Genomic DNA, 26,681 nt, shown 5'->3' on the forward strand with positions numbered 1-26,681 from the left:
GCTTAGTTTCTCCCTGACGTCGGACGAATGTTGCCTCTGTCGGAGCCGGGCCGAAGCTGGCCGCTGTCCTGACCGGAAGGCACATTATTGTTGTTCAGATAGTCAGACGTGATCACGTTGGGATCCACCTTGGCCTCACGACGAGCCTGCTGCTCCATGAGCTTGTCGAGCGGCAGATACATCAGGCTGTTATTGCCCTCGGGGGTGTCCACCACCACCTTGTTCACCTTGCTGTATATCTCTTCCATGGTCTCCAGATAGATACGCTGGCGAGTCAGGCCGGGCTGCAGCTCATACTGGGGCAGCAGCTCGCGGAAGCGGGCCACCTCACCCTCGGCACGCAGGGCCACCTGCTGCTTGTAGGCCTCGGCTTCCTGCAGCAGACGCTGAGCCTGACCACGGGCCTTGGGTTCAATTTCCCGGGCATAGGCTTCGGCTTCACGAATAAAGCGCTGTTCATCTTCCTGAGCGGCGATGGCATCATCAAAGGCGTCCTTCACCTCTTCCGGCGGACGGGCCGGCAGGAAGTTGAGATCCAGAATCATCAGGCCCAGCTGGTAGGGCTCGATAATTTGCTCCAGCAGCTCACGGGTTTCCTGACGCACTCGCTCACGCCCCACGGTCAGCACGTCGTCCATGGTGCTGTGACCCACCACGTAACGCAGGGCGCTGTCGAGGGCCTGATGCAGACTGTCGTCGGCATTGGTGACGTTGAACAGGTAGTCACGGGGCTCGATCACCCGGTACTGCACGTCCATTTCCACCCGCACCAGGTTTTCGTCCCGGGTCAGCATAAAGCCGGACGCCGGCAGGGAACGCACGGTTTCCACGTCAACCGGATACACCCGGTCGATGAAGGTGGCTTTCCAGCTCAGGCCGGGCTCTACCGTCTGGTAGAACTTGCCAAAGCGCAATACCACGCCGCGCTGGGCTTCGCCGATGGTGTAGAAACCACTCACCACCCACACCGCCAGAGCGATGACCAGCGCCACCGTGATCCCGAACGAACCGAGACCACCGCCGCTGCCGGAGCCGCGGTTACCCAGCAGTCCACCCAGTTTTCCGCTCAGGTTGCGAATCACCTTGTCCAGATCCGGCGGGCCCTGATGCTTGCCGTCATTCCCCCAGGGATCACGGTCTTTGCCACCATTTCCAGGCTCATTCCAAGCCATTTGTATCTCCGTCTTTCTGGTTTATGGGATTAACTCTATCAAGCAATTGATCATTCAGGCAATCAATCGCTTATAAAGCCTTCCAGTTGCTCACCTTCCTGTTTGAGCAGACGATGCCAGTCGGCCTGCTGCAAACGTATATCCACCACAAACTCGCCCTGCTCTCCAAAAGACTCGGCGACGATGCCATTGAGCGCATAAAGCCGGCTGCGCAACCGTGACGCCGAGGGCGGCAGGGTCAAACGGTGCTCAACCAGAGTACCGGCCAGCAATTCGTTCAGTGCATCCAGCAGACCGTCGATTCCGAGTCCTTGTTGCGCCGACACCCATACTGATCTGGGTCTGCCTTCGTCGTCCCGCTCAATACGGGGCGCAGGCGGGTCGAGCTTGTCGATCTTGTTGAACACCATCAATACCGGAATTTCGTCAGCCTCGATCTGCTCGAGTACCGAGTTAACCTCATCGATGTTGTCCCGCATCTGTTCGTCGGCGCAGTCCACCACATGCAGCAGCAGATCCGCGTCCCGGGTTTCCTGCAGGGTCGCCTTGAAGGCTGCCACCAGATCGTGAGGCAGATGACGAATAAAGCCCACTGTGTCGGCCAGAATGGCAGGGCCGGCATCGGGCAGCTCAATCTTGCGCAGGGTGGGATCCAGGGTTGCGAACAGCTGATCCGCCGCGTACACATCGGACTCGGTCAAGCGGTTGAACAGGGTCGACTTGCCGGCGTTGGTGTAGCCCACCAGTGACAAGGTGGGGATCTCGTTGCGCTGGCGTGCCCGTCGCCCCTGCTCCCGCTGACGGGAGACCTTTTCAAGACGCTTCTGAATGTACTTGATGCGCTCGCGCAGCAGACGGCGGTCGGTTTCCAGCTGGGTTTCACCCGGGCCGCGCAGGCCGATACCGCCCTTTTGCCGCTCGAGGTGGGTCCAGCCCCGCACCAGCCGGGTGGACAGGTGACGCAGCTGCGCCAGCTCTACCTGCAGCTTGCCCTCGTGAGTACGGGCGCGCTGGGCGAAGATGTCGAGGATCAGGCCAGTGCGGTCGAGTACCCGGCACTTGACCTCCCGCTCCAGGTTACGTTCCTGAGCCGGAGACAGACTGTGGTTGAAGATCACCACATCGGCCTGATGCATCTGCACCAGCGACGCCAGCTCGTCCACCTTGCCGGTGCCGATAAAGAACTTGGACTGGGGCGCCGCCCGACTGGAGGTCACCACCGCACAGGTGGTCACGCCGGCGGAATCCGCCAGCAGTTCCAGCTCTTCGAGATCTTCCCGTTCGCTGTCGTCGGTAAAATTGATATGAACCAAAATGGCGGACTCGCCACCCTGATAACGCTCAAACAAGGTGTGTCCTCCGTAGTGTGGCCGGCATGGTCACGGCATGGCCGCGATGTTGACGAGATGAAATCAGGCTCAACCTTGCCCCTGCTCGCTGTCGGCCTGCTCCTGGCCACCACTTGACGGCGTCAGGTGATGCACCGGACGGGCCGGGACCACGGTGGAAATGGCGTGCTTGTAAACCATCTGGCTGACGGTGTTTTTCAGCAGAATAACGAACTGATCGAAAGACTCGATCTGCCCCTGCAGTTTAATGCCGTTCACCAGATAGATGGAGACGGGAACCCGCTCGCGACGCAGCGCGTTCAGAAACGGATCCTGCAATGATTGCCCCTTAGCCATTTTTGTTGTCCTTATCTTTTGTAATAGTGAAAAGTTATTATTTTTTTGTCTGGCGAGCCTGCTGAACACGCTCAACCAGTTGCCGCCCCGCGTCCTTGTCGTCGGTATCGAGCCAGGTCAGACCGGGCCAGCCTCTTAACCAGGTCAGTTGCCGTTTGGCCAGCTGGCGGGTGGCCGCAATGCCTCGCTGCACCATTTCATCATAGCCAACATTGCCGGCCAGGTAATCCCACATTTGCCGGTAGCCCACACAGCGAATGGACGGCAGATCCGGGTGCAGATTGCCGCGTCGGTAAAGCGCTTCGACTTCCCGCTCAAAGCCCTGCTCCAGCATGATATGAAAGCGCTCGGCAATACGCTGATGCAGCCCGGCACGCTCGGCGGGCGCAATCGCAAACTGTAACACTTTGTAAGGCAAGGGATCACCCTTGCTTTCCGTCAATTCTGTGAGCGTTTTACCGGAAATGCGAAAAACTTCCAGCGCCCGGGAAAGGCGCTGAGGATCGTTGGGGTGAATGCGCGCCGCTGCCACCGGGTCGAGGCCAGCCAGCTCATCGTGCAGGGCCTGCCAGCCGCGCTCGGCGGCCTCGCGTTCAATGCCGGCACGCACCTGCTGATCCGCCGGCGGCAGCGGCGACAGCCCTTCCAGCAACGCCTTGAAATACAACATGGTGCCCCCCACCAGCAGCGGAATGCGGCCGGCGGCGGTGATCTCCGCCATAGCGGCCAGGGCACCGTGACGAAAGTCGGCGGCGGAGTAGGCCTCGGCCGGATCGATCAGATCGATCAGCCGGTGCGGCGTGGCCGCCAGCTCCTCGGCGGTGGGCTTGGCGGTGCCGATGTTCATGCCCCGGTACACCAGTGCCGAGTCGACGCTGATAATGTCGCAGGGCAGTGCGCGGCACAGCTCCATGGCCAGGCCGGTCTTGCCCGAGGCGGTCGGCCCCATCAGGAATATCGCCAGGGGTTCAGTCCCCATGTGTCCACCTGTTCAGTTGTGGTTCCAGATCCACCGGACACATAAAGTCCGGTGGAGTGTCATTCAGTTCGAGTGCTATTTGCTGCCACAGCGCCACGGCCAGGCGCCAGCTCCAGTCCTCGTTCGGGACGGCCTGCTGCGTCAGCCACTGACAAAGGGCCTCGGGCCGGCGGGCGTCCTCCCGCTCCAGCCGCGCCAGCAGCTCGGGAAACAACCGGGCCAGATCCGCATGCCGCAGTGGCTGAGGCACCCGGGTCAGAATAATGGTGTCGCCGGGACCGGTTTTCAACTCAATGCCCAGCTTTTGCAGCAGGGGGCCATGGGTATTCAGCAGTTCACCCTGCTCTGCCGGCAAGGACAACCGGATGGGCAACAGCAAGGGCTGGGGCGTCAGCCCCTGCTGCCAGGCCGCCAGCAGTTCGCGGCCATTGAGCCAGGCCCGGGCCCGGTTGAGCTCGCACAGCCACAGCCGCTCTTGATACAGCACCACCAGCACCCGCTCCCGCTGCAGCAGCAGCGGACCATCGGCAGGCGCCTCTTCGGCCGGCGTTGCCGCCGGCATGGCAACCGGTGGTTTCGGGTCCTCGGTGCCGGGCAATGTGGTCATCAGGCGGTCGAGCCCTTGCCATTGCCGCTGACTGATACCGCTGTCGCGAGTCCGTTCTGATCCGCGGCCATAGCCGTGGCCGGCGGGCGCGTAACGGGGAGCAGATGTCGGGGAAGCTGGCTCACAGGCTTCGGCCTCGTAGCCGGCATCCGGCTCGCCGGCCGAGGCCGGCGGGGCGCTGTGTTCATGGGCCAGAGTCTGGTGCAGCACCTGGTAGATAAAGTCGTGTACCAGCCGGGCCTGATGAAAGCGCACTTCATGCTTGGCCGGGTGCACGTTCACATCCACTTCCCGCGCATCCAGTTCAAGGTACAGCACAAAGGCGCCGTGGCCTTCGGCCGGCAGCCCCTCGCTATAGGCCTGACGCACCGCATGATTGAGCAGCTTGTCACGCATCATGCGGCCGTTAACGTAGGTGTATTGCAGATCGGGCTGGGCCCGGGCCGCCGAAGGCGGCGCCAGCCAGCCCCACAGCCGCAGGCCGTGGTGCTCGCTGTCGAACTTGAGTGCCGAGTTCACAAAAGCCGGGCCGCATACCGCCGCCAGCCGCTTGTCCTGCTGGGACGGCAGCTTGCCGGCACGGTACTGGCGCACCGGCTTGCCGTTGTGGCGCAGGGTAATGTTGACATCAAAGCGGCTGAGAGCGATGCGACGCAATACTTCATCGATATGGCCAAACTCGGTTTTTTCGGTGCGCAGAAAGCGCCGCCGGGCCGGCGTATTGAAGAACAGATCGCTGACCTCCAGGGTGGTGCCCACCGGGTGGGACGCCGGCTGCAACTGCACCGCCATGTCCCGGCCCTCGGCCATGGCCTGCCAGGCCTGCTCCTGTTCGGCGGTGCGGGAGGTCAGCACCAGCCGAGATACCGAGCTGATGGAGGCCAGCGCCTCACCGCGAAAACCGAGGCTCAGTATCGCCTCCAGATCTTCCAGCGTGCTGACCTTGGAGGTGGCATGACGGGACAACGCCAGAGTCAGTTCGTCCTTGCCGATGCCGCTGCCGTTGTCACGAATGCGGATCAGCTTGGCGCCGCCCTTTTCAATGTCCACCTCGATACGGGTGGCCCCCGCGTCCAGGCTGTTTTCCACCAGCTCTTTCACCACAGAAGCAGGTCGCTCCACCACTTCGCCGGCGGCAATCTGGTTGGCCAGCCGGGCCGGCAGAATTTGTATCGCCATGTCAGCTTCCCGGTATGTTCAGCACCTGCCCCACGCGCACCACGTCCGACCTCAGATCGTTGTGGCCCTTGATGCGCCGCACCGACACGCCGTAGCGCCGGGCGATCACCGACAGGCTTTCTCCGCTTTTCACCGTGTGGCGAATGGCTTTGCCAGGGGCGGCGCTGGCCGCCATCATGGTGCCGTTGGGCGGATTCTGGCGGTAATAGGACTTGACCCCGTTAAACAGTGCCCGGGCAATTTTTTGCTGGTGAGCGGCACTGTTCAGCAGGCGCTCCTCGTGGGGGTTGGAAATAAAGCCCGCCTCGATCAGCAGCGAGGGAATATCCGGGGACTTGAGCACCGCCAGACTGGCGTGCTCGGGCTTGCGCTTGTGCATCCGCACGACCTTGGCCATTTCCGATAAAATATGCTCGCTGATGGCATAACTGTCGGCCCGGGACTTGTCCATCGACAGGTCGAGGAAAGTACGGGTGAGGTAGGGGTTGCCGTCGGTCTGGGAGATCACTTCGCCCACACCGCCCAGCAGCTCCGACTGACGCTCCTGCTTCTCCAGCCAGCCGGCCATTTCCCGGTTGGCCCGGTTGGACGACAACAGCCATACCGAGGCGCCCCGCGGGCCCTGATTGGCCACACTGTCGGCGTGAATGGACAGCAGCAGATCGGCCCTGGCCTTGCGGGCGATTTCCGAGCGCTTGTTGAGGTTAACGTAATAGTCGCCGGTGCGGGTCAGCACGGCGCGCATACCCGGCTCCTTGTTAATGAGATCAGCCAGCTTGCGGGAGATGGCCAGGGTCACGTGCTTTTCCCGGTTCTTTTTCGGCCCGATGGCCCCCGGGTCCTCACCGCCGTGACCGGCGTCCACCGCCACCACCAGCTCACGCAGCCCCGCCGGCGCCAGCTTGCGCTCGGCGGGTGCGGGCTTGCGGCTCTGATCCTGATAGGGCAGATCGATCACCAGCCGGTGACCGTAATTGCCGGCCGGTGCCAGCGGAAAGACCACGGGACTGGCAGACGCCTTGAGCTCAAACACCAGCCGGGTGCTACCGGCCCGCGGCGGTTTGCTGTCGCGAATGCGGGTGATCAGTTCACTGCTGTTCTTGATGGCGGCAAAATTGACCCGGTTTTGAGTCTGCTCCAGATCCACCACCAGCCGGTGCGGGCCGCTCAGCATGAAATGATCAAAACGGGGCGAGGCCTGCATGTCGAGCACGATGCGAGTATTGTCGGGCGACGGCCAGATGCGAATGCCTTCCAGCTGGTTGGCCCAGGCACTGACGGAGCACAACAGACAAAACAGGGTCAGCAGGACTCTCATGCTTGCACCGCCTGCAAGAGTTTCCGGCCGGTGTCGGTGTGGGCCTCCAGCAAAGCCCGGCGGGCCTCGCCATCGTAGCTCAGGGTAATGTCCAGATCCGGGCTTGGCAGCATGCCTGCTCCCCGCTCCGGCCACTCCACCAGGCACAGGCTGTGGTCGGTGAAATAATCGCGAATACCCATGTATTCCAGCTCTTCCGGATCCGCCAGGCGGTAAAGATCAAAATGATAAATGGCGCGATCGCCAAACTGGTAGGGCTCCACCAGGGTGTAGGTAGGGCTTTTCACCTTGCCCTGGTGACCAAGGCCTTGAATCACGCCGCGGCTGAAGGTGGTTTTGCCCGCGCCCAGCTCACCGTGCAAAAAAATGACACAGGCATCGTTGCCGCTGCGGGCCAGGGCTCCACCCAGCGCCAGGGTGGCCGCTTCATCGGCCAGAGTCAGGGTCAGGCTTGTTGTTGTCATGTTCATCCGTTCGATTAATAAGGCTTCTAATGGGTGTAAGCAAGTCCGATGCCAGCATGCCGACCATGCCAAAGCCGGCGGCGACATCACCGGCCCGGGCATGCAGGCATACCCCCAGCCGGGCCGCGGCTTCAGGGGCCAGGCCCTGGGCCAGAAAGGCGCCGATTATACCAGATAACAAATCGCCCATGCCTCCCGACGCCATGCCCGGATTGCCGTGAGGGCACAGGGCCAGGCCATCATCACCGGCAATCAGACTGCCGGCGCCCTTGAGGACCACAACGGCGCCGGTTTGTTCCCGCAATTGCCGCACCGCATCCAGCCGGTTGCTTTCAACCTCGGCGACGGAGCAACCCAGCAGGGCCGCCGCTTCCCCCGAATGGGGCGTAATCACGGCCCGGGCAGGCGCCTTGCCCTTCAGCAGGTGCAGGGCATCGGCGTCGATCACCATGGGTTTGCCGGCATGCATCGCCGCCGCCAGCAACGTGTGGCTCCAGTCGTCCCGGCCCAGGCCCGGGCCCAGCACCAGGGCATCGGCCCAATCCCACTGGTCAAATCCCGGAAAGACGGCGGTCATCAGCTCGGGCCGGGTCAGGTTGAGTAACTGCACATGCTCGGGGTGGCTTACCAGCCGCACCAGTCCGGTACCGCAACGCAAGGCCGCTTCCCCCGCCAGACGAATGGCGCCGCTCATGCCGGCATGGCCGCCGGCCACCAGCAGCCGGCCCGTTTCTCCCTTGTGAGCACCGCGCCGGCGCCCGGGCAGAAACGCCCGCTGTGATTGCCAGTGCAGCAGTTGCATGGCCGGTGTCTGTTCCAGCCGGTGCTGAATGCCGAGATCCGCCAGCCACACCCGGCCGCATACGTCGGGTCCCCGGCCGGTCAGCAGGCCGGTCTTGAGGCCGACAAAGCTGATGGTGGTCTCCGCCGCCACCGCCTCGGCGGGAATGCAGCCAGTGTCGGCACACAGGCCGGACGGCAGATCCACCGCCAGCACCGGCACGCCCAGCCGGTTGATGGCGGCAATATGCTGCCTGGCCGGCTCTCTGGGCTCGCCGCTGAGACCGGTGCCGAGCAGGGCATCGATCACCAGATCCGGCTGGCCCTGCAGGGCTCCCAGGGTCTCAATAGCGCCACCGTCGGCCCGGTAGTGATCCCGGGCGGTAGCGGCGTCCCCGGTCAGGGCCTCGGCGTCCCCCATCTGCACCAGCTGCACGCGAATACCGGCCGCCCGGGCCAACCGCGCCACCACATAGCCGTCGCCACCGTTATTACCGCCGCCACAAAACACCCACCAGTGGCGGGCATCGGGCCATTGCCGCCGGGCCAGTTCAAAGGCCGCCAGGCCGGCCCGGGACATCAGCTCAAACATGGCCATGCCCATGGCGGCGGCGGCCTGCCGTTCACCCAGCTTGATCTGCTCCAGCAGCCAGAGCCCTTGTGTTAGAATATGGGGCTTTTCCAGACCGGTAATGCTCATGACCACTCCCGATTTCGATGCATTGGCTCACGATATCAAGCTCTGGGCGGCAGAGCTAGGCTTTGACCAGGCCGGCATTACCGGTACCGATCTGTCCGCACACGAGCCCCAACTGGCCGACTGGCTGGCGAAAGGCTACCACGGCGAGATGGACTACATGGCCCGCCATGGCATGATGCGTGCCCGCCCCCATGAGCTGCTACCGGGCACGCTCAGGGTGATTTCGGTGCGCATGAATTACCTGCCAGAACATGCCGCCATCGCCCATGTGCTGAGTGATCCGGAAAAAGGCTATATCAGCCGCTATGCCCTTGGGCGGGATTACCACAAGGTGCTGCGCAACCGGCTGAAGAAACTGGCGGACAAAATTGCCGAGCGGGCCGATGGTCTCGTGGCTCGCCCCTTTGTGGACTCGGCGCCGGTGCTGGAGCGCCCGCTGGCGACCAATGCCGGTCTGGGCTGGACCGGCAAGCACTCCCTGGTGATTAACCGCGAGCAGGGCTCCTTCTTTTTTCTGGGGGAGCTGCTGGTCAACCTGCCACTGCCGGTGGATGTGCCGGAGCAGGAAGAAGGCTGCGGCCACTGCGTGGCCTGCCTGACCATCTGCCCCACTCAGGCCATTGTTGAGCCCTATGTGGTGGATGCCCGCCGCTGCATTTCCTACCTCACCATTGAGCTGGACGGCCCCATTCCGGAAGAATTCCGCCCACTGATGGGCAACCGCATTTACGGTTGTGATGACTGCCAGCTCATCTGTCCCTGGAACCGCTTTGCCAATGCCAGTAAAGAGCCGGACTTTGCCCCCCGGGAGCAGTTGCATGCACCGCAACTGCTTGAGCTGTTTGACTGGAGCGAGGCCCATTTTCTGAAAATGACCGAGGGCAGCCCCATTCGCCGCATTGGCCACCGCCGCTGGCTGCGTAACCTCGCCGTGGCCCTGGGCAACGCGCCGGCCAGCCCGACGGTAGTGTTTGCCCTGGAGCAAAAACGCAATAAGGTGGATGACATGGTACGGGAGCACATCGACTGGGCGCTGGCACAACAGCAACAAAAGCTGGAACGCCAGGATCGCAAAACCGCCCGGCTGATCCGCGCCGTGGACAAGGGCATGCCAGCCCATGCGCGCTGAAGTTTGACTGCCACACACTGGCGCCGCCTGCCAGACCGTGCAATATCGTCGGCCAAAACGCAGTCTGCTCCACGACACGCTGTGAATACCTCCCTGTACGCTCCTTTACGCCATCCCTGGTGCAAAGGGTCGCTCCGCAGACTCCCCTTTGTCCTCCTTGTTCAGGCACAAAGAAGCCGACACTGGGTCGGCTTTTTAATGTTGAAGCGTGAAAACAAGATTCGAACTCGCGAGACGACGCGCATCACTCAAACCTCGGCAAGCTTGTGCGTGACCTTGTGCGAATTCCGTAAAGCAAAAAGCCGACCCTGAGGTCGGCTTTTTTAATTTGGAGCGGGAAACGAGATTCGAACTCGCGACCCCAACCTTGGCAAGGTTGTGCTCTACCAGCTGAGCTATTCCCGCAGATTTTAACTTGCTTTCAAACACCGGCCTGGTGACCCATGTTTTTCAATTTGGAGCGGGAAACGAGATTCGAACTCGCGACCCCAACCTTGGCAAGGTTGTGCTCTACCAGCTGAGCTATTCCCGCAGATTTTAACTTGCTTTCAAACACCGGCCTGGTGACCCATGTTTTTCAATTTGGAGCGGGAAACGAGATTCGAACTCGCGACCCCAACCTTGGCAAGGTTGTGCTCTACCAGCTGAGCTATTCCCGCACTCACCGCAACCAGTGGCTTGCTTCGCATTTCCCCTTGGCTACGGGAGGCGTAGTATAAGCACGCGCCGATCGAATGCAAGCCTTTTTTTGACGGTGATTGCCGACTGCCGAAAATGTCGCCAGACGCACAAAAAGTGCCGGATTCCGGCTTAGATGGTAAACACATGCTGGCGGTAGAACTGCAGTTCGGCAATGGACTCACGAATATCGTCCAGCGCCTGATGGCTGCCCTTTTTGGTAAATTGCTCCAGCAACGCCGGTTGCCAGCGGCGCACCAGCTCCTTGATGGTGCTCACGTCCACGTTGCGATAGTGAAAGAAGGCTTCCAGCACCGGCATGTGCCGGGCCAGAAAGCGCCGGTCCTGGCCGATGGAGTTGCCGCACAGGGGCGAGCTGCCTTCCGGCACCCACTGGCGCAAAAACGCCAGGGTCTGGGCCACCGCCTGCTCTTCGGTCACTGTGCTGGCCTGCACCCGGGCCACCAGACCGGAGCCGGTGTGAGTACGCACGTTCCAGTCATCCATTTTGCCAAGTTCGGCCTCGCTCTGGTGAATGGCCAGCACCGGGCCTTCCGCCAGAATGTTCAGCTCCTTGTCGGTGACGATGCTGGCAATTTCGATAATGCGGTGTTCGTCGGGCTCCAGACCGGTCATTTCCAGATCGATCCACACCAGGTTTTCGGCACTTTGGCTCATAAGTTGCTTTCCTGCGGCTTGGCAAATAAGGACAAGGTTGAACGGGAAAGTGTATCATAGCCGGCAGTGAAAACAGGTTCGAGGACAGCGTGACCAAGAAGAGACGCCTGAGCAAAGGCCAGAAACGCCGCGTAAGCGACAACCAAAGCCGCCGCCTGAAAAAACAGCACACCGAGGTGTTCGACGACACCCTGCTGGGCCCGCCCCAGGAAGGGGTAGTGATCAGCCGCTTTGGTCAGCACGCGGACATTGAAGACAGCGAGGGCGAGATCCACCGCTGTAATATGCGTCGCACCCTGGGCTCGCTGGTGACCGGCGACCGGGTGGTGTGGCGTCCGGGCACCGAGGTACTGCAGGGCATCAGCGGCGTCGTGGAAGCCGTGCACCCGCGTGCCACCGTGCTCACCCGCCCCGACTATTACGACGGCATCAAGCCAGTGGCCGCCAATATCGATCAAATCGTGGTGGTGTCCTCTGTGTTGCCCGAGCTGAGCTGCCATATTATCGACCGCTACCTGGTGGCCGCCGAAGACGTGGACATGCCCCCCATGCTGGTGCTCAACAAGGTGGATCTACTGAGCGACGAGCAGCGCCGTCAGGCCGAGCACGACTTGCAGCGCTACCGCGACATTGGCTACCGGGTGCTGCTGGTGAGCTGCGACACCGGCGAAGGCCTGGAAGAGCTGCAACAGGCGCTGAGTGATCACACCAGCATCTTTGTGGGCCAGTCCGGGGTGGGCAAGTCGTCCCTGGTCAACGCCATCATGCCCGATGTCGAGGCCCTGACCGGCGCCGTGTCCGACAACTCGGGCCTGGGCCAGCACACCACCACTACCGCCCGGCTGTATCATTTTGCCACCGGCGGCTCGTTAATCGACTCCCCCGGCATTCGCGAGTTTTCCCTCTGGCACCTGGATCCCGCCCGGGTAGCCTGGTGTTTTCGCGAGTTTCGCGACTACCTGGGCGGCTGCCGTTTTCGCGACTGCAAGCACGGCGCCGATCCCGGCTGCCTGCTGCAGGAAGCCGCCGCCGACGGCCGTATTCATTCAGAACGGCTCGACAGCTACCACCGCATCATGGACGCCATGGCGGACAAGCCCGACCGCTACCATCCCAATTCCTGACTGTGTGAACCCAGAATGAAAGATCATTTGAAGATTTTGCTGCAATACTCGTTGCCCAAGCATTTGCTGTCCCGCCTGGTGGGCAAACTCGCCGCCGCCGAGGCCGGAGCCCTCACCCAGTGGCTGATTAAAAAGTTTATTCACCGCTACAAGGTCGACATGAGCGAGGCCGCCCACGCCGAGCCCGGCCACTACAAAAGCTTCAACGAATTCTTTACCCGCCCGTTAAAAGAAGGTGTTCGCCCGCTGGTGGACGGTGAAAACGTGCTGGCCATGCCGGTGGACGGCGCCATCAGCCAGCTGGCGCCCATTGCACAGGGTCGCATCATTCAGGCCAAGGGCCACGATTACAGTGCCCGCGCCCTGCTGGGTGGCGACAAGGCCCTGGCGGCACCCTTTATCGGCGGCGACTTCGCCACCATCTATCTGGCCCCCCGGGACTATCACCGTATTCATATGCCCCTCGACGGCGTACTGAGAACCATGATCTACGTGCCCGGCGAGCTGTTTTCGGTCAACCCGCTCACCGCCTCGCGGGTACCCGAGCTGTTTGCCCGCAACGAGCGGGTGGTGTGCATCTTTGACACCGCCGCCGGCCCCATGGCCATGGTGCTGGTGGGCGCCACCATAGTGGCCAGTATTGAAACCGTCTGGGCCGGTACCATCACCCCGCCCCCGGGCAAGCGGGTGCAGCGCTGGGACTACGATGCCGACACCGCCCCGCGCCTGGCGAAAGGCGAGGAAATGGGCCGGTTCAAGCTGGGCAGTACCGTGGTGTGCCTGTTCGGCCCGGACCGGGTGGCCCTGAACGAGGCGCTTACCCCCGGTACGCCCACCCGCATGGGCACCGAGTTCGGCCGTCTTGTGCGACCATAATGTAATCATGCGCCACTGAGAGACGCCGCCGTGTTTGCCCCCATTCTGCTGTTTTTCATGCTGTTGTTGCTGCCGGCCCCGGTGCCGGCGGATCAGAGCGTGGCCGATATCGAGGCCCTGCTGAAGGAAATTCCGGAAGGGGACAAACCCGAGCTGCAAAAACTGCGCGACAGCTACAATCAGGCACTGCAACTGGTGCGCGAAGGCGAACGCTACCGCAACCAGACCGACAGCCTGCGCAAGTTCATGGACGACTATCCGAACGCGCTGAAAAAGCTGGAGCAGCAAAAGGCCAATCTTAAAACCACCACCACCGAAAGCATCGCCCTGCTCGACGGCCCGGATCTCGATCAGGCGCTGGTGGATGCCCAGGCCCGGCGACTGGAGCTTCGTCGTCAGCGCGAAGAGCTGGCCAACACCTTTAACCTGCAGGAACTGAGCAACAGCGGCCTGCACAACCAGCTCGACGAGCTGCGCCAGCAGTTGCGCCAGACCCAGCAAAACCTCGACGAGCTGCAGTTTGCCGACAACCAGAGCCGGCAGCAGAACGCCAGCCGCATTCTGACCATGGTGAAGGAGCAGACCCTGCAGCGGCGCATTCAGATGCTGGAGCTGGAGCAGCTGTCGTCCGGCAACCGGGACACCCTCAACAAGCTGCGCCTGGAGATACTGCAACACCGGCTCACCGATCTTGACCAGTACATAGACGCTTTGCAAAACCGCCAGAACGAGCTGCGCCGGGCCACCACCGAAGCCGCCATCGCCGAAAGCGAACGCCTGCTGGACGAGGTGCAGACCGACTCACCGGGACTTGCCCGTGAGCAGGAGCGCAACCAGCAGCTGTCGGCCACCCTGGTGGAGCGCAGCCGCACCATCGAATCGCTGCAACTGGAAAACCAGGCGGTGGAAAACGCCGTCAGCGAACTCACCACCCTCAAGAACAACCTCAAGGAGCAGCTCGAGTGGCTGGAGGTAAGCCGGGGCTTTGGCGAAAACCTGCGCAACCGCCTGAGCGAGCTGCCGGCGCCCTACCCGCTTTCCCAGCTCGAAGCCCGCATCGTCCAGAGCCGGGTGGATCGCTACGGCTACCAGGAAGATCTCGACGACATTGCCAACAACAGTTACCGCAACCGGCTGCTGACCCTGGAGCAGGATCTGAGCGAGGAGCAATTGCTGCTGCTCGACGAACTGCTCACCACCCGGGCCCGGTTGCTGGAGCGGTTGCAGGCCGCCACCGACAACCAGATCCATGAGCAGACCCGGCTCAAGGTGGCCTACAGCCGGCAAAATGGTCAGCTGGAGGAGATTCGCGCCCTGACCGACGAACGACTGTTCTGGCTGCCGGATCTGCGCCCCATTGGCAGCGGTTTTCCCGCCGCCCTGCTGGAAACCCTGGACTGGCTGACCCTGCCCGCCACCTGGACCGCCCTGCCCAGAGCACTGCAGCAGCAGGGCGGCGCCAGCCTGACCCTGTATGGCATCAGCACCCTGGTGGTGCTCTATCTCTGGCTGCTGAGCCGGCGCAGCCTGCGGGATTATCTGACGCGCATCAGCCCCCGCATCGGCAACGTCACCCAGGACAAGTACGGTTACACCTTCAATACTTTGCTGCTCAGCCTGCTCACTGCCCTGCCGCTGCCGGCGCTGCTGTCCCTGCTGTCCCATGCCATCGACTCGCCCCTGGCCTCACCCATAGTAGTATCGCTGTCGGCAGGCCTGCGGGAGCTGATGCTGCCGGTGTTCATTCTGCTGCTGGTGGGCAACCTGACCCTGCCCAAGGGGCTGTTGGTGATGCACTTTAACCTGTCCGCCGAGCAGGTGCGCCGGGTCTGGCGCCAGTTCCGTACCCTGATGCTGAGCCTGCTGCCCATGCTGCTGTTGCTCTACACCTCCCGGGAGTTCAAGGAGTTTTCGCTCTACGACACCCTGGGCCGGCTGGCGTTTATCTATACCTGTGTGCTAATGAGCCTGTTTTCCTGGCGGTTGTACCGCCAGGACATGCCACTGCTGGTATCCACGCCGCGCCAGGAGCACCTGACCCTGGCCAACCACCTGCTGTGGGGCCTGCTGATCACGGCCCCCTTGCTGGCCCTGGCCGCCGCCATGATGGGCTACCTGTTTACCGCCCACACCCTGCTGCGCCAGCTGGAAATCTCGGTACTGGCAGGCCTGGGGTTTGTCATGGCGTACTTTTCGGTACGCCGCTGGATGCTGCTGCAACGCCGGCGGCTGGCCTTTGAGCGAGCCAAGGCCCGGCGCGCCGAGATCCTGGCCCAGCGCAAGGAAAAGGAACGGGACGAGCCCCACGAAACACCGCCCAGCCCGGAAGCCGAAGCCGCCGCCGTGGCCGAAGTGGATCTGGAAACCATCAGCGCCCAGTCGCTGGGGTTGCTGCGCTCGGTGTTGATGCTGGGCTATATTCTGACCCTGATGCTGCTGTGGTCGGAGATCAATACCGCCTTCAGTTTTCTCGACAGCATTGAGGTGTGGCATGTGTCCAGCTCCCTCGCCGGCGAAGACACCCTGGTGCCCATCTCGCTCAAGGATCTGGTGATCGCCGTGTTCCTGGTGGTATTGACGCTGATCACCGCCCGCAACCTGCCGGGGCTGATGGAACTGAGTCTGCTGCAGCACCTGGATCTGTCGCCCGGTACCGGCTTTGCCATCACCACCATTTCCAAGTATCTGGTACTGCTGTTCGGGGCCTTTGCCACCTTTGCCATGCTGGGCATCGACTGGTCCAAACTGCAATGGCTGGTGGCGGCGCTGTCGGTCGGCCTGGGCTTTGGCCTGCAGGAAATCTTCGCCAACTTTGTGTCGGGCCTGATCATTTTGTTTGAAAAACCCATTCGCATCGGCGATACCGTCACCATTCGGGATCTCACCGGCACCATTTCCAAGATCAAGACCCGGGCCACCACCATAGTGGACTGGGACCGGCGCGAGATCATCGTGCCCAACAAGGCCTTTATCACCGAGCAGTTCGTCAACTGGTCGCTGTCGGACGCCATAACCCGGGTCAAACTTTATGTGCGGGTGCGGCTGGATGCCGACGTGGATCTGGTGCAGCGACTGCTGCAGGAAGCCATTAATGAGTGCGGCCTGATCCTCGACAACCCGGTGCCCGAGGCGTTTCTGGTGGAGCTGACCGACTCGGCTCTGGTGTACGAGGTGCGGGTGTATGTGAACGATATGGGCCACCGCATGCCCATGACTCACGAGCTGCACAACCTGTTGCTGGAGCGGCTGCGCCGCCACGATATTCGCATTCCTCACCAGCAGGTGGACATTCGGCTGGTGGGCGAACAGGGCCTGTCTCTGAACCCGGCAGAACCCCAGGGGTAACGCCGGGCTGACTTGCACAGGTCAACCGGCCGGCCCACACTTGGTTGTTGGCCCCAAGCTACCGGGAGGCGGTCATGTTACGGATCCTTGCCCTTGTTCTGCTGCTGAGCGGCTGTACCGCTCCCTACGATTACGCGGAAGACACCGACTTTCGCCGCTTTGATACGGTGGCGCTGGCGCCAGAGATGGATACCAGCTCACTGGACGGCGCCCGCATCGCCGATGCCGTGCGTACCCTGCTGCCCACTCGAGGTCTTACCCTCACCGGACCGAAGCAGGCTTCGCTGTGGCTGAACTACCGGCTCGATGAAAACGTAAGGTTGCTGACCACCATGCCCAGCATGTTCGGCCGCAGTGGCTTTTGGGATGAAGAGCGGGTATACGGCGCCCGCCGTGAACAGCACCTGGTACTGTGGCTGGAGCAGCCCGGCTCTGGGCGAGTGCTGTGGAAAAGCCGCCATCCCAACGCCTTTCCCGGCGAACGGGTGCGCGGTGCCGCCCGCAGCAACAAGATCAGCCAGCAGGTAGAAGAGCTGCTGGAAAATTACCCGCCAAAGCCCTGATTCCTGCAGATCCGGCGCACACCGTCGGTCACAGGGCACTACTTCGCCGGCACGCCGTGAATACTTCCCTGTAGGCTCCATCGCGCCATCCCTGACGCGAAGGGCACGGCGAAGCAGAAACCCTTTGCCCTCCTATGAACACTCGGAGCTGACTGACCACTAACAGGCAGCGCTGATGTTACTCGAAGCAACAGCAGGGATTGCCGGATTCGACCGTCAAATGCCAAGGAAGGCATTTGCCGAGCGTCCCACGGAAGGGCTTGAAGCGTGTCGAAGGAGGCAACCCTGCTGGTGCTTCACCTTGCCCCCAAGTGACAGGCGGCTTTCACGCCCGAGTGACGGGAAAGGCAATCACCTGCTCCAGCCGCTCGGCACCGAGGGCCAGCATGATCAACCGGTCGATACCCAGCGCCACGCCGGCGCAGTCGGGCAAGCCCGCCGCCAGCGCCGCCAGCAGGTATTCATCCACCGGCTTGGCCGCCAGCCCCCGCGCCCGGCGCTGTTTGTTGTCCTGCTCAAAACGGGCGCGCTGCTCGGTGGCGTCGCTCAGTTCGTGAAAACCGTTGGCAAGCTCAATGCCCTGGTAATACACCTCAAAGCGCTCGGCCACACGGGCGTCGGCCCGGCTGATGCGTGCCAGGGCCGCCTGGCTGGCGGGAAAGTCATACACGAAACAGGGTACTTGCTGGCCGATCACAGGCTCCCCCCCCAGGGCAAACAACAGTTGCAGCAGGGTGTCCCTGTCATCTTCCCGGGCCAGCAGATCGTCGGCACCGAGGCCCCGTCCAGCGCTTCGCAGCGCATCAAGGGATGCGGTCAGCGGGCAAATTCCCAGTGTGCGTTCAAAGGCGGCAGCATAACTCATGCGCTCGGGCTCGCCGCAATCCAGCACCCATTGCAGCAGCTCGGCCATTTCGTCCATCAGCCGGTGATGGTCAAAGCCCGGGCGGTACCATTCCAGCATGGTGAACTCGGGGTTGTGCAGCCGGCCCGACTCCTCGTTGCGGTAGGATTTGCAGATCTGATAGATGGGGCCGCTGCCGGCCGCCAACAGCCGCTTCATGTGAAATTCCGGGGACGTCTGCAGATAAAGATCCTGGCCACCGGCCATGCCGGGGCCGGTAAAGCGGGTAACAAAGTTTTCCAGATGCAGATCGGTGACCCCGGCCGCCGCCAGGGTGGGTGTGTCGACCTCCAGCACGCCACGCTCGGCAAAAAAGCCACGAATGCGGGCCAGCAGTTCGGCCCGCCGGCGCAGCCGGGTAACATCAGCGGTGGGAGACCAGGTTGAAGTCGTCATGAAAAGGCACTCTGCAAAAAGCGCCGAGTGTACTTGGAATCAATCGCGACTGGCAGTGTCGATATGGCCTTTCAGCTCGATCTGATTGCCTTCCGGATCAAACAGGTAGATCGACGGCCCTTCCCCTTGAGCCCCGTAGCGCATGACCGGTGGCTCGCAGACCACTCCCGACAGGCTGAGATAATTGAGCAGCGCATCGGGATCAAACGGATCGATCCGAAGACAAAAATGATCCATGTTGGCCTTGCACTGATCGGCGGCCTCGCCGTCACCGCCCAGCGGGCCGCGAATATCCACCAAATCGATCAGCTGATCCCCGGCGCGCAACTGATACAGCCCAATCTCGGCTTTCTCGCGCTCCAGGCAACAGCCCAGCACCTTGCAGTAAAAGTCCAGCATTCGCTGGGGGTTGCGCACCCGCAGCACCAGATGATCCAGTCCCATCACCCTGAACATGACATCGCCCCTCGCCCCTTGGTTGAGCCAATAATGGCGCAATTTTGAGCAAAATAAAAGCCGCTGCCGGCCGAAGCGAGCAGATCGTCAGCAACGCCGCAAACCGCCTGCTGACGCCCGCGTGACCACCATGAATAATATTTCTGAACTTGTAGTCAGGAATGGTTGCAAAAAAGTTCGCCGTGGCTAGAATGCTGAAAACCGGGGGCCTAAAAAACCCCCGGTTTTTTTATGCCTGTCATTTACTGAGGTAATACCAATGCGTATCGAAGAAGACTTGAAACTGGGCTTTAGGGATGTGCTGTTTCGCCCCAAGCGCTCCACCCTCAACAGCCGCGCTCAGGTCGAACTGAACCGTGAGTTCACCTTTAAGCATTCGGGTCGCCGCTGGTCCGGGGTACCGGTCATCGCCGCCAACATGGACACTGTTGCCACCTTTGAAATGGCCCGTGCGCTGGCTCGTCACGAGATGCTGACCGCGGTTCACAAACACTACTCGGTTGACCAATGGCAGGCATTTGTCACCGATGCCGGCAGCGATGTGCTCAAGCACGTGATCGTGTCCACCGGCACCTCCGAGCGTGACTTTGAAAAACTGCAGCAGATCCTGGCCCTGTCTGACGAGCTGGGCTTTATCTGCATCGACGTGGCCAACGGCTACAGCGAGCACTTCGCCTCTTTCGTGTCTCGTGTGCGCGAGCAGTGCCCCACCCACACCATCATTGCCGGCAACGTGGTCACCGGTGAAATGGTGGAAGAGCTGATCCTGTGCGGTGCCGACATCGTCAAGGTGGGCATAGGCCCGGGCTCCGTATGTACCACTCGCGTCAAGACCGGCGTTGGTTACCCCCAGCTGTCCGCCATTATCGAGTGTGCCGATGCGGCCCACGGCCTGGGTGGTCAGATCATCGGCGACGGCGGCTGCACCTGCCCCGGTGACGTGTCCAAGGCCTTTGGCGGCGGCGCCGACTTCGTAATGCTGGGCGGCATGCTGGCGGCCCACGAAGAATGTGGTGGCGAGCTGATCGAGCGTGACGGCAAGCAGTTCATGAAGTTCTACGGCATGAGCTCCGCCAGCGCCATGGGCAAACACGCCGGCGGCGTGGCCAAGTACCGGGCGGCCGAAGGCAAGACCGTTGAGCTGGCCTTCCGTGGTCCGGTGGAAAACACCGTGCAGGACGTGCTCGGCGGCGTACGCTCCACCTGTACCTATGTGGGTGCCCAGCGTCTGAAGGAGCTGACCAAGCGCACCACCTTCATTCGTGTCCGCGAGCAGGAAAACAACGTCTACGGTAAAGAGTAAGACGAAAAAAAACGGCGCCGAAAGGCGCCGTTTTTGTATTCGTAAATCGCTTATTTTACGCGGGACACGTATTCGCCGGAGCGGGTGTCAACGCGCAGTACTTCGCCAATCTGAATAAACAGCGGCACGCGAACCACGGCGCCGGTGCTCAGGGTGGCAGGCTTGCCGCCGGTACCGGCAGTGTCACCCTTCAGGCCCGGATCGGTCTCAACCACTTCCAGCTCAACGAAGTTGGGCGGGGTCACGGAGATGGCGGCGCCGTTCCACAGGGTCAGCACGCACACGTCCTGTTCCTTCAGCCACAGCTTGGTGTCGCCTACCGCTTTCTCGTCGGCGGCGATCTGTTCAAAGGTGTCGTTGTTCATGAAGTGGTAGAACTCGCCATCGTTGTACAGATAGGCCAGCTCCACGTCCATCACGTCGGCCGCTTCCACGCTGTCGCCGGACTTGAAGGTCTTTTCCAGCACCTTGCCATTGAGCAGACGGCGAATTTTTACACGGTTGAAGGCCTGACCTTTGCCGGGCTTAACGAATTCGTTTTCGATAATGGCACAAGGCTCGCCGTCCAGCATAATCTTGAGACCAGATTTGAATTCATTGGTACTATAAGAGGCCATTTTACCCTCGTAGATTGACAGAGTTGCAGAAAATGCCGGCAATGATACCCCTAAACGGGGGCGATTTACATATTCCCTGGCAAAAAGAGCTTGCCCGCGCCTTTACCACTCCCGAGCAGCTGCTGGACTATCTGGGGCTCGATCACGGGCCCTGGCTGGAAGGCTTTGCCGCCCGCCGGCTGTTCCCGATGCGGGTGCCCAAGCCCTTTGCCGACAAAATGCACCCCGGTGACCCGGCAGACCCCCTGCTGCGCCAGGTATTGCCCCTGGCCGGAGAATTTACCGAGGTGCCGGGCTTTGTCACCGATCCCCTAGACGAACACGACAGCGCCCTGCCCGGCCTGCTGCACAAGTATCGCTCGCGGGTATTGCTGGTGCTGCGCGGCGGTTGTGCGGTGAACTGCCGCTACTGCTTTCGCCGCCATTTTCCCTATGCCGACAACAGCCCGGGGCAAGGCGGCTGGCAGCCGGCGGTGGACTATATTGCCGCGCACGCCGAAATCAACGAGGTGATCCTCTCCGGCGGCGATCCGCTGATGGCCAAGGACGAGCATATTGCCGCGCTGCTGAGCGAGCTCGAATGCATTCCGCACCTTAAGCGGCTGCGCATTCACAGCCGCCTGCCGGTGGTCATTCCCACCCGCCTCACCGGCACCCTGCGAGAGCGCCTGAGCCAAAGCCGGCTGCGCCCGGTGCTGGTAGTGCATGTGAATCACGCCAACGAGATAGATCAGGATCTGGCGGGCAGGCTGCAACAATGGCAGCGCGCCGGCATTACCCTGCTAAACCAGAGCGTGCTGCTGGCCGGCGTCAACGACGATGCCGACGCCCTGGAAGCGCTGTCGGAGCGGTTGTTTGAAGCCGGCGTACTGCCCTATTACGTGCACCAGCTCGACAAGGTTGCCGGTGCCGCCCACTTTGCCGTCAGCGATGATCACGCCCGGGCCCTGATGGCCCGGCTGCTGGAACGGCTGCCGGGGTTTCTGGTACCCCGGCTGGTGCGCGAGATCGGCGGCGAGGTCAGCAAAACCCCACTCGATTTAAACCTGGAACCCGTTAAGGACACACCATGCATGATTCGGTAATCGACAGGCTGAACGACACCCTGAAAGAGCTCTACCATCAGGCCATTGACGCCGACAAGAAACTGGCCGCCCTGCGCGCCAAGGGCCAGGCCAAGTTCAATGCGGTACTGCGCGAAGACAGCCAGTTCATCACCCGCGCCGACCACTTTATGCCCTACGTGGCGGAGCTGGCGGACGAGCTGGAAATGCTGTCATCCAGCTCGGAAGACGAATATCAGGCACTGCTGGCGCGCATGGTGCACAAAATTCAGCTGCTGGCCACCACTCTGGGGCAGTTCATGCGCCTTGACTGACGTCGAAGTCGGTCAGCCGCGCCGGCGCCAGGCTTTCCAGCCAGGTTTTGACCTCCATGGCGGCCAGCGACGGGCTGACAAAGGGCCCCTGCAGCAGGGGCTCGCCACCGAGCGCCACGATCACTCCGCGCTCGGCGGCACTGCTCACACCACAACACACCGGCGGCACCCCCAGAAGCCGGGCCAGACCAAACAGGGTGGCGAGCTGACTTCTCGCCTCCTCGCTCTGCTCGATGCCGCTGCAGCAGGACGCATCCAGCTGCAGCCAGTCCAGGGGTAACCGCGCCAGCGGCCCCCAGCGGGAGCAGCCGGTGCCAAATTCCGCCAGCATGATGCGCACACCCGGCCGGCGCAGCTCGGCCAGTATGCTCTGGGCCTGATGGGGCGCCTCCATCACCGTGGGCTCACCCACCTCCAGCGTCAGGGCGTTGCCTTCAAGGCCATAGCCGGCCAACAGGGTTTCCAGCTGACCACCCAGGGAAAAGCGAAACACCGAGGGCGACAGCGCCAGGCTGACGAACAGCGTCGGCTGAACCCGGCGCCAGCCGGGCAGCAGCTCACCCACCCGGCTCAGTGTCCACAGCAATAGTCGCTCCGACAACTGGTACTGCTCGGTTACCCGCACCAGCTCGCTGTCGCCGATATCACCATAGCGGGGATGCCGCCATTGCAGCGACAAGCGCAACCCGGCGCACTGACCGGATGGGGTGGCCAGCGGATAGAAACGCAGGGTCAGGCTGTCGCTTTCAAGCGCCGCCGGCAGATCGGCGGCCAGTTGCTGGCGGCGCTCAATTTCCTTGAGCATGGACGGCTCAAAGATGACATAGGGCAACTGCTCATGCCGGCACAGCTCAAGCGCCAGCTCGCCCCGGGCCAGCAAATCCACCACATTGTCGGCATCTGCCGGATACAACACCACGCCTATCTCCGGCGTCAGATGAAAGTCGTGCTGGGCAATGGACTCCGGCGCGCTCAGAGCCTGACGAATGCGCGACAACTGCACCCGCACATCGGACAGCTCCAGCACACCGTTGGCTACCACCGCCAGGCTTTCCCGGCCCAGCAGGGCAATGCCTTCCTCGGGCAGCAAACAGGCTTCAAGACGCCGGGCAAAAGCCTGCTGCAGCGCGTCCGCCACTTCAAAACCAAACTGCTGGTAGCACCGGGAGTAATCCTTCAGCGCCAGCAGGGTCAGGCTGAATGGCTGCTGGCGGTTTACCTGCTGCTGCAGCCGGTGTTGCAGGGCAAAACGGTTGGGCAGCCCGGTCAGGGGATCCCGCAACAGCCGGCGGCGGTAACCGAGCAGCTCGCTTCCCAGCAACAGCAACAGCAGCACACCACTGAGGGCCAGCCCCAGTATGCTGATATACAGCTCCCGCCCCAGCTCCCGGTAGGCCTGGTCATATTCCGCATAAAACAGCACATTGCTGTGCATGGTGGCGGTCATGGTGCGGGCCAGCGGCTCGGTATAGGGGCTGAGCTCGGCCAGCAACAGCTGATAGTCGGGCGAGCCGGGACGAATGGCCTTGACCATGGGCTCCATGGCCCTGACCCGGTTTTCAATCTGCTGGATCAGCTGCCACAGATCGGGGCGGTCGCTGAGGGTGTCCTTGAGCTGATTGCTGAGCAGCACCGGCGTGCGGCTCCACAAAATGTCGTAGCGCAGCATCAGCTCGTCGTGATCGATGGCGCCGGCGTGCAACAGCCGCACTGCATCGAGAAAACGGCTCATTTCCAGTTTGAGCTGCATCATCGACCAGGGCACTTCATAGTTACGCTGCTCCAGCAGGGTATTGTGCTGGCGAATATTCAGCAGGGAGTGGGCGGCGCCGATGCCAAACAACAGCATGCACAACAACAGCAACAAAATGCCGGCCCGCTTGAAAACGTGCCCGGCACCCTGATGTTCGGTGCCGGGAAGGGGAATAAACAATCGCCTCACTGGGGTTCCGTTCGTACCTTTATGTGCCTGAGTTGCCAGGCCATGTAATGCAAAAATTCCGCCTGCTGCAGCTCGGGGGCCTTGTCGTAGGGCAATATCAGCCACAGCGGGCCCTTGTCGCGCCGGCTCATCAGGCGGCCGTTTTCACTCCACGCCAGCAGCGGATCGTAGGGGGCCACTTCCTGCCAGTCCACCGCCACGCTGAAGCCGTTTAACGCCTCCAGATAAATGGTCTGGATGCGGGCGTGGCCAAACAGGTCTTCAAGCAGCACGCGCAGATCCAGGCCGCGGTAGGTGCGGGGCTGTTCCGACCACGGATGAGCCGTGGTGATCTCCCCCTGAGGCAATGCCTGTAACTGAGTCAGGGTATAGTCCACCTGTTCATGGGAGCGGCCTTGCAGCTCGATATTGCCGGAGATGGTGAGGATCACCGGCTCCCCGGCCAGGGTGCCCCATGACACCAGCCACAGCATGATAGCGCCGAGCAGCTTCATTTTTCTTCTCCTCAACTCGCAAGGGAGGCCTGGGCCCGGCCTTTGGAGCAGCAGTCTGAAAACAACATGGACTCAAAAGTTCCATCAAGACAGGGCTGCCATCATACCGAAAACATTTGATGCAACTGAAGTGTAATTTAGGCGTTCAGGGCGCCGGTGAGCAGTTTTCAAAAAAAAACCGGACCTTTCGGTCCGGTTTTTACTGAGCAGGGAGTGGCTCCCGGCAGAATATAATGTGATTCAGATCACATCATGCCGCCCATGCCGCCCATGCCGCCCATGCCGCCCATGTCAGGCATGGCCGGGGCTTCGTCCTTCGGCAGGTCGGTCACCATGGCTTCGGTGGTGATCATCAGACCGGCCACGGAAGCGGCGAACTGCAGGGCAGAGCGGGTGACCTTGGTCGGATCCAGGATACCCATTTCCAGCATGTCGCCGTAGGTGTCGTTGCCGGCATTGTAACCCTGGTTGCCTTCGCTGGCCTTGACCTTGGATACCACTACCGAGGCTTCTTCGCCAGCGTTGGTAACGATCTGACGCAGCGGGGCTTCCATGGCGCGCAGGGCAACCTTGATACCCACGTTCTGATCTTCGTTGTCGCCGGTCAGCTCAACCAGCTTGGACGCGGCACGTACCAGGGCCACACCGCCACCGGGTACCACGCCTTCTTCCACGGCAGCTCGGGTCGCGTGCAGGGCGTCGTCGACACGGGCCTTCTTCTCTTTCATTTCCACTTCGGTGGCAGCACCCACCTTGATCACGGCCACACCGCCGGCCAGCTTGGCCACACGTTCCTGCAGCTTCTCGCGATCGTAATCGGAAGAAGATTCTTCGATCTGCTGGCGAATCTGTGCCACACGGGCGTTGATGGCATCGGCCTCGCCCACACCATCGATGATGGTGGTGTTGTCCTTGCTGATCACCACGCGCTTGGCACGGCCCAGATCTTCCAGGGTGGCTTTTTCCAGCTCCAGACCCACTTCTTCGGAGATCACGGTACCGCCGGTCAGAATGGCGATGTCCTGCAGCATGGCCTTGCGACGGTCACCAAAGCCCGGGGCCTTGACGCCGGCCACTTTCACGATGCCGCGCATGTTGTTCACCACCAGGGTGGCCAGGGCTTCGCCTTCCACGTCTTCCGCTACCAGCAGCAGCGGCTTGTTCTGCTTGGCCACGCCTTCCAGTACCGGCAGCAGCTCGCGAATGTTGGAGACTTTCTTGTCAACCAGCAGAATGAAGGGGTCTTCCAGCTCAACGGTGCCGGTTTCCTGCTTGTTGATGAAGTAGGGAGACAGGTAGCCACGGTCGAACTGCATGCCTTCTACCACGTCCAGCTCGTCATACAGGCCCTGGCCTTCTTCCACGGTGATGACACCGTCGGTGCCTACTTTTTCCATGGCTTCGGCGATCAGGGTGCCGACCTTCTCATCGGAGTTGGCAGAGATGGTACCTACCTGAGCGATGGCCTTGGTGTCCTTGCAGGGCACAGACAGCTCTTTAAGCTCGGCAACGGCCTGAGCCACGGCCTTGTCGATGCCGCGCTTCAGATCCATGGGGTTCATGCCGGCGGCCACGGCCTTCAGGCCTTCGTTAACGATGGACTGAGCCAGTACGGTGGCGGTGGTGGTGCCGTCACCGGCTTCGTCGTTGGCCTTGGACGCTACTTCCTTCACCATCTGGGCACCCATGTTCTCGAACTTGTCTTCCAGTTCGATTTCCTTGGCCACGGACACGCCATCCTTGGTGATGTTGGGAGCACCAAAGGACTTGTCCAGTACCACGTTGCGGCCTTTCGGGCCCAGGGTCACCTTAACGGCGTCGGCCAGAATGTTGACACCCTTGAGCATTTTTACGCGGGCATCGTTACCAAATTTTACGTCTTTAGCTGCCATTGTTTATCTTCCTTAAAAGTGG

Annotated in this window: 23 protein-coding genes and 3 tRNA genes; 8 read left to right on the forward strand and 18 right to left on the reverse strand. The window is 61.7% G+C overall.

What is annotated here, in order from left to right; genetic code table 11:
- Positions 1–2: 2 nt before the first annotated feature.
- The 8 genes from hflK to Q9290_RS15875 all read right to left on the reverse strand — a co-directional run bounded on the left by hflK (position 3) and on the right by Q9290_RS15875 (position 8,884).
- On the reverse strand, positions 3–1,172 hold the full coding sequence (gene hflK, locus Q9290_RS15840; RefSeq protein ID WP_306080611.1) for an FtsH protease activity modulator HflK: 1,170 nt from the start codon (positions 1,170–1,172) through the stop codon (positions 3–5).
- A 62-nt stretch (positions 1,173–1,234) separates the two neighbouring features.
- Positions 1,235–2,521 carry a ribosome rescue GTPase HflX gene (gene hflX / locus Q9290_RS15845; RefSeq protein WP_306080612.1) on the reverse strand — a complete coding sequence of 429 codons (1,287 nt, stop codon included), beginning with the start codon at positions 2,519–2,521 and terminating at the stop codon, positions 1,235–1,237.
- A gap of 69 nt (positions 2,522–2,590) precedes the next feature.
- Positions 2,591–2,857: an RNA chaperone Hfq gene (gene hfq / locus Q9290_RS15850; RefSeq protein WP_306080613.1), complete on the reverse strand. Its 267-nt coding sequence runs from the start codon at positions 2,855–2,857 to the stop codon at positions 2,591–2,593.
- Positions 2,858–2,894: 37 nt separating this feature from the next.
- The gene (miaA, locus tag Q9290_RS15855) at positions 2,895–3,836 is read right to left on the reverse strand and encodes a tRNA (adenosine(37)-N6)-dimethylallyltransferase MiaA (protein WP_306080614.1); all 942 of its coding nucleotides are present in this window, start codon (positions 3,834–3,836) and stop codon (positions 2,895–2,897) included.
- Entirely contained in the window at positions 3,826–5,622 is a 1,797-nt protein-coding gene (gene mutL, locus Q9290_RS15860; protein WP_306080615.1) for a DNA mismatch repair endonuclease MutL, read from the reverse strand. Before mutL ends, miaA begins: the two co-directional genes overlap by 11 nt.
- A 1-nt stretch (position 5,623) precedes the next feature.
- The gene (locus tag Q9290_RS15865; protein WP_306080616.1) at positions 5,624–6,940 is read right to left on the reverse strand and encodes an N-acetylmuramoyl-L-alanine amidase; all 1,317 of its coding nucleotides are present in this window, start codon (positions 6,938–6,940) and stop codon (positions 5,624–5,626) included.
- The gene (gene tsaE / locus Q9290_RS15870) at positions 6,937–7,404 is read right to left on the reverse strand and encodes a tRNA (adenosine(37)-N6)-threonylcarbamoyltransferase complex ATPase subunit type 1 TsaE (protein ID WP_306080617.1); all 468 of its coding nucleotides are present in this window, start codon (positions 7,402–7,404) and stop codon (positions 6,937–6,939) included. Before tsaE ends, Q9290_RS15865 begins: the two co-directional genes overlap by 4 nt.
- Complete coding sequence (locus Q9290_RS15875; protein WP_306080618.1) at positions 7,367–8,884, reverse strand: NAD(P)H-hydrate dehydratase; 1,518 nt, start codon at positions 8,882–8,884, stop codon at positions 7,367–7,369. Before Q9290_RS15875 ends, tsaE begins: the two co-directional genes overlap by 38 nt.
- Here Q9290_RS15875 and queG point away from each other — a divergent pair.
- Positions 8,883–10,013 carry a tRNA epoxyqueuosine(34) reductase QueG gene (queG, locus tag Q9290_RS15880; RefSeq protein WP_306080619.1) on the forward strand — a complete coding sequence of 377 codons (1,131 nt, stop codon included), beginning with the start codon at positions 8,883–8,885 and terminating at the stop codon, positions 10,011–10,013. The two genes, Q9290_RS15875 and queG, sit on opposite strands and share 2 nt — an antisense overlap.
- 329 nt (positions 10,014–10,342) lie before the next feature.
- On the opposite strand, the gene Q9290_RS15885 is transcribed toward queG, so the two are convergent.
- From Q9290_RS15885 to orn, 4 genes are all read right to left on the reverse strand, one after another.
- A tRNA-Gly gene (locus Q9290_RS15885) sits at positions 10,343–10,418 on the reverse strand.
- Positions 10,419–10,469: 51 nt separating this feature from the next.
- Positions 10,470–10,545 (reverse strand) — tRNA-Gly (locus tag Q9290_RS15890).
- A gap of 51 nt (positions 10,546–10,596) precedes the next feature.
- Positions 10,597–10,672, reverse strand: a tRNA-Gly gene (locus Q9290_RS15895).
- A gap of 151 nt (positions 10,673–10,823) precedes the next feature.
- Positions 10,824–11,369 carry an oligoribonuclease gene (gene orn / locus Q9290_RS15900; protein ID WP_306080620.1) on the reverse strand — a complete coding sequence of 182 codons (546 nt, stop codon included), beginning with the start codon at positions 11,367–11,369 and terminating at the stop codon, positions 10,824–10,826.
- An 89-nt stretch (positions 11,370–11,458) separates the two neighbouring features.
- On the opposite strand from orn, the gene rsgA reads away from it, so the two are divergent.
- The 4 genes from rsgA (at position 11,459) to Q9290_RS15920 (ending at position 17,277) form a co-directional block, all read left to right on the forward strand.
- On the forward strand, positions 11,459–12,493 hold the full coding sequence (gene rsgA / locus Q9290_RS15905; protein WP_306080621.1) for a small ribosomal subunit biogenesis GTPase RsgA: 1,035 nt from the start codon (positions 11,459–11,461) through the stop codon (positions 12,491–12,493).
- A 15-nt stretch (positions 12,494–12,508) separates the two neighbouring features.
- On the forward strand, positions 12,509–13,369 hold the full coding sequence (gene asd / locus Q9290_RS15910) for an archaetidylserine decarboxylase (RefSeq protein ID WP_306080622.1): 861 nt from the start codon (positions 12,509–12,511) through the stop codon (positions 13,367–13,369).
- A 30-nt stretch (positions 13,370–13,399) separates the two neighbouring features.
- Entirely contained in the window at positions 13,400–16,714 is a 3,315-nt protein-coding gene (mscM, locus tag Q9290_RS15915) for a miniconductance mechanosensitive channel MscM (protein WP_306080623.1), read from the forward strand.
- A gap of 74 nt (positions 16,715–16,788) precedes the next feature.
- Positions 16,789–17,277 carry a DUF4136 domain-containing protein gene (locus tag Q9290_RS15920; protein WP_306080624.1) on the forward strand — a complete coding sequence of 163 codons (489 nt, stop codon included), beginning with the start codon at positions 16,789–16,791 and terminating at the stop codon, positions 17,275–17,277.
- 325 nt (positions 17,278–17,602) lie between these two features.
- On the opposite strand, the gene epmA is transcribed toward Q9290_RS15920, so the two are convergent.
- Both epmA and Q9290_RS15930 read right to left on the reverse strand, forming a co-directional pair.
- A complete protein-coding gene (gene epmA, locus Q9290_RS15925; RefSeq protein ID WP_306080625.1) occupies positions 17,603–18,577 on the reverse strand; it encodes an elongation factor P--(R)-beta-lysine ligase in 975 nt (324 codons plus the stop codon).
- A 39-nt stretch (positions 18,578–18,616) separates the two neighbouring features.
- Entirely contained in the window at positions 18,617–19,033 is a 417-nt protein-coding gene (locus tag Q9290_RS15930) for a VOC family protein (RefSeq protein ID WP_306080626.1), read from the reverse strand.
- Positions 19,034–19,292: 259 nt separating this feature from the next.
- Between Q9290_RS15930 and Q9290_RS15935 the strand changes: the two genes are divergently transcribed.
- On the forward strand, positions 19,293–20,336 hold the full coding sequence (locus tag Q9290_RS15935; RefSeq protein WP_306080627.1) for a GMP reductase: 1,044 nt from the start codon (positions 19,293–19,295) through the stop codon (positions 20,334–20,336).
- Positions 20,337–20,386: 50 nt separating this feature from the next.
- On the opposite strand, the gene efp is transcribed toward Q9290_RS15935, so the two are convergent.
- The gene (gene efp, locus Q9290_RS15940) at positions 20,387–20,953 is read right to left on the reverse strand and encodes an elongation factor P (RefSeq protein ID WP_306080628.1); all 567 of its coding nucleotides are present in this window, start codon (positions 20,951–20,953) and stop codon (positions 20,387–20,389) included.
- Between the two features lie 41 nt (positions 20,954–20,994).
- Between efp and epmB the strand changes: the two genes are divergently transcribed.
- Positions 20,995–22,038, forward strand: a complete 1,044-nt coding sequence (gene epmB, locus Q9290_RS15945) for an EF-P beta-lysylation protein EpmB (protein ID WP_306080629.1) — start codon at positions 20,995–20,997, stop codon at positions 22,036–22,038.
- On the forward strand, positions 22,023–22,331 hold the full coding sequence (locus Q9290_RS15950) for a hypothetical protein (RefSeq protein WP_306080630.1): 309 nt from the start codon (positions 22,023–22,025) through the stop codon (positions 22,329–22,331). The genes epmB and Q9290_RS15950 overlap by 16 nt, the downstream gene beginning before the upstream one ends.
- Here the strand turns inward: Q9290_RS15950 and Q9290_RS15955 are convergent.
- The 3 genes from Q9290_RS15955 to groL form a co-directional block, all read right to left on the reverse strand.
- Positions 22,315–24,273, reverse strand: a complete 1,959-nt coding sequence (locus Q9290_RS15955) for an EAL domain-containing protein (protein WP_306080631.1) — start codon at positions 24,271–24,273, stop codon at positions 22,315–22,317. The two genes, Q9290_RS15950 and Q9290_RS15955, sit on opposite strands and share 17 nt — an antisense overlap.
- Positions 24,270–24,767 carry a putative pterin-binding protein gene (locus Q9290_RS15960; RefSeq protein ID WP_306080632.1) on the reverse strand — a complete coding sequence of 166 codons (498 nt, stop codon included), beginning with the start codon at positions 24,765–24,767 and terminating at the stop codon, positions 24,270–24,272. Before Q9290_RS15960 ends, Q9290_RS15955 begins: the two co-directional genes overlap by 4 nt.
- Positions 24,768–25,012: 245 nt before the next feature.
- Positions 25,013–26,659 carry a chaperonin GroEL gene (gene groL / locus Q9290_RS15965; protein WP_306080633.1) on the reverse strand — a complete coding sequence of 549 codons (1,647 nt, stop codon included), beginning with the start codon at positions 26,657–26,659 and terminating at the stop codon, positions 25,013–25,015.
- Between the last annotated feature and the right edge of the window lie 22 nt (positions 26,660–26,681).

Source organism: Oceanimonas aquatica, assembly GCF_030732065.1.
Classification (GTDB): domain Bacteria; phylum Pseudomonadota; class Gammaproteobacteria; order Enterobacterales; family Aeromonadaceae; genus Oceanimonas.

What these genes read in the sequence shown, in the direction of transcription:
- Q9290_RS15920 (WP_306080624.1), top strand. Translation starts at nt 16,789, where the DNA reads ATGTTACGGATCCTTGCCCTTGTTCTGCTGCTGAGCGGCTGTACCGCT.
- tsaE (WP_306080617.1), bottom strand. Translation starts at nt 7,404, where the DNA reads ATGACAACAACAAGCCTGACCCTGACTCTGGCCGATGAAGCGGCCACC.
- mutL (WP_306080615.1), bottom strand. Translation starts at nt 5,622, where the DNA reads ATGGCGATACAAATTCTGCCGGCCCGGCTGGCCAACCAGATTGCCGCC.
- asd (WP_306080622.1), top strand. Translation starts at nt 12,509, where the DNA reads ATGAAAGATCATTTGAAGATTTTGCTGCAATACTCGTTGCCCAAGCAT.
- orn (WP_306080620.1), bottom strand. Translation starts at nt 11,369, where the DNA reads ATGAGCCAAAGTGCCGAAAACCTGGTGTGGATCGATCTGGAAATGACC.
- epmB (WP_306080629.1), top strand. Translation starts at nt 20,995, where the DNA reads ATGATACCCCTAAACGGGGGCGATTTACATATTCCCTGGCAAAAAGAG.
- Q9290_RS15960 (WP_306080632.1), bottom strand. Translation starts at nt 24,767, where the DNA reads ATGAAGCTGCTCGGCGCTATCATGCTGTGGCTGGTGTCATGGGGCACC.
- miaA (WP_306080614.1), bottom strand. Translation starts at nt 3,836, where the DNA reads ATGGGGACTGAACCCCTGGCGATATTCCTGATGGGGCCGACCGCCTCG.
- groL (WP_306080633.1), bottom strand. Translation starts at nt 26,659, where the DNA reads ATGGCAGCTAAAGACGTAAAATTTGGTAACGATGCCCGCGTAAAAATG.
- hflK (WP_306080611.1), bottom strand. Translation starts at nt 1,172, where the DNA reads ATGGCTTGGAATGAGCCTGGAAATGGTGGCAAAGACCGTGATCCCTGG.
- efp (WP_306080628.1), bottom strand. Translation starts at nt 20,953, where the DNA reads ATGGCCTCTTATAGTACCAATGAATTCAAATCTGGTCTCAAGATTATG.
- hfq (WP_306080613.1), bottom strand. Translation starts at nt 2,857, where the DNA reads ATGGCTAAGGGGCAATCATTGCAGGATCCGTTTCTGAACGCGCTGCGT.
- Q9290_RS15935 (WP_306080627.1), top strand. Translation starts at nt 19,293, where the DNA reads ATGCGTATCGAAGAAGACTTGAAACTGGGCTTTAGGGATGTGCTGTTT.
- Q9290_RS15875 (WP_306080618.1), bottom strand. Translation starts at nt 8,884, where the DNA reads ATGAGCATTACCGGTCTGGAAAAGCCCCATATTCTAACACAAGGGCTC.
- Q9290_RS15865 (WP_306080616.1), bottom strand. Translation starts at nt 6,940, where the DNA reads ATGAGAGTCCTGCTGACCCTGTTTTGTCTGTTGTGCTCCGTCAGTGCC.
- queG (WP_306080619.1), top strand. Translation starts at nt 8,883, where the DNA reads ATGACCACTCCCGATTTCGATGCATTGGCTCACGATATCAAGCTCTGG.
- Q9290_RS15950 (WP_306080630.1), top strand. Translation starts at nt 22,023, where the DNA reads ATGCATGATTCGGTAATCGACAGGCTGAACGACACCCTGAAAGAGCTC.
- epmA (WP_306080625.1), bottom strand. Translation starts at nt 18,577, where the DNA reads ATGACGACTTCAACCTGGTCTCCCACCGCTGATGTTACCCGGCTGCGC.
- Q9290_RS15930 (WP_306080626.1), bottom strand. Translation starts at nt 19,033, where the DNA reads ATGTTCAGGGTGATGGGACTGGATCATCTGGTGCTGCGGGTGCGCAAC.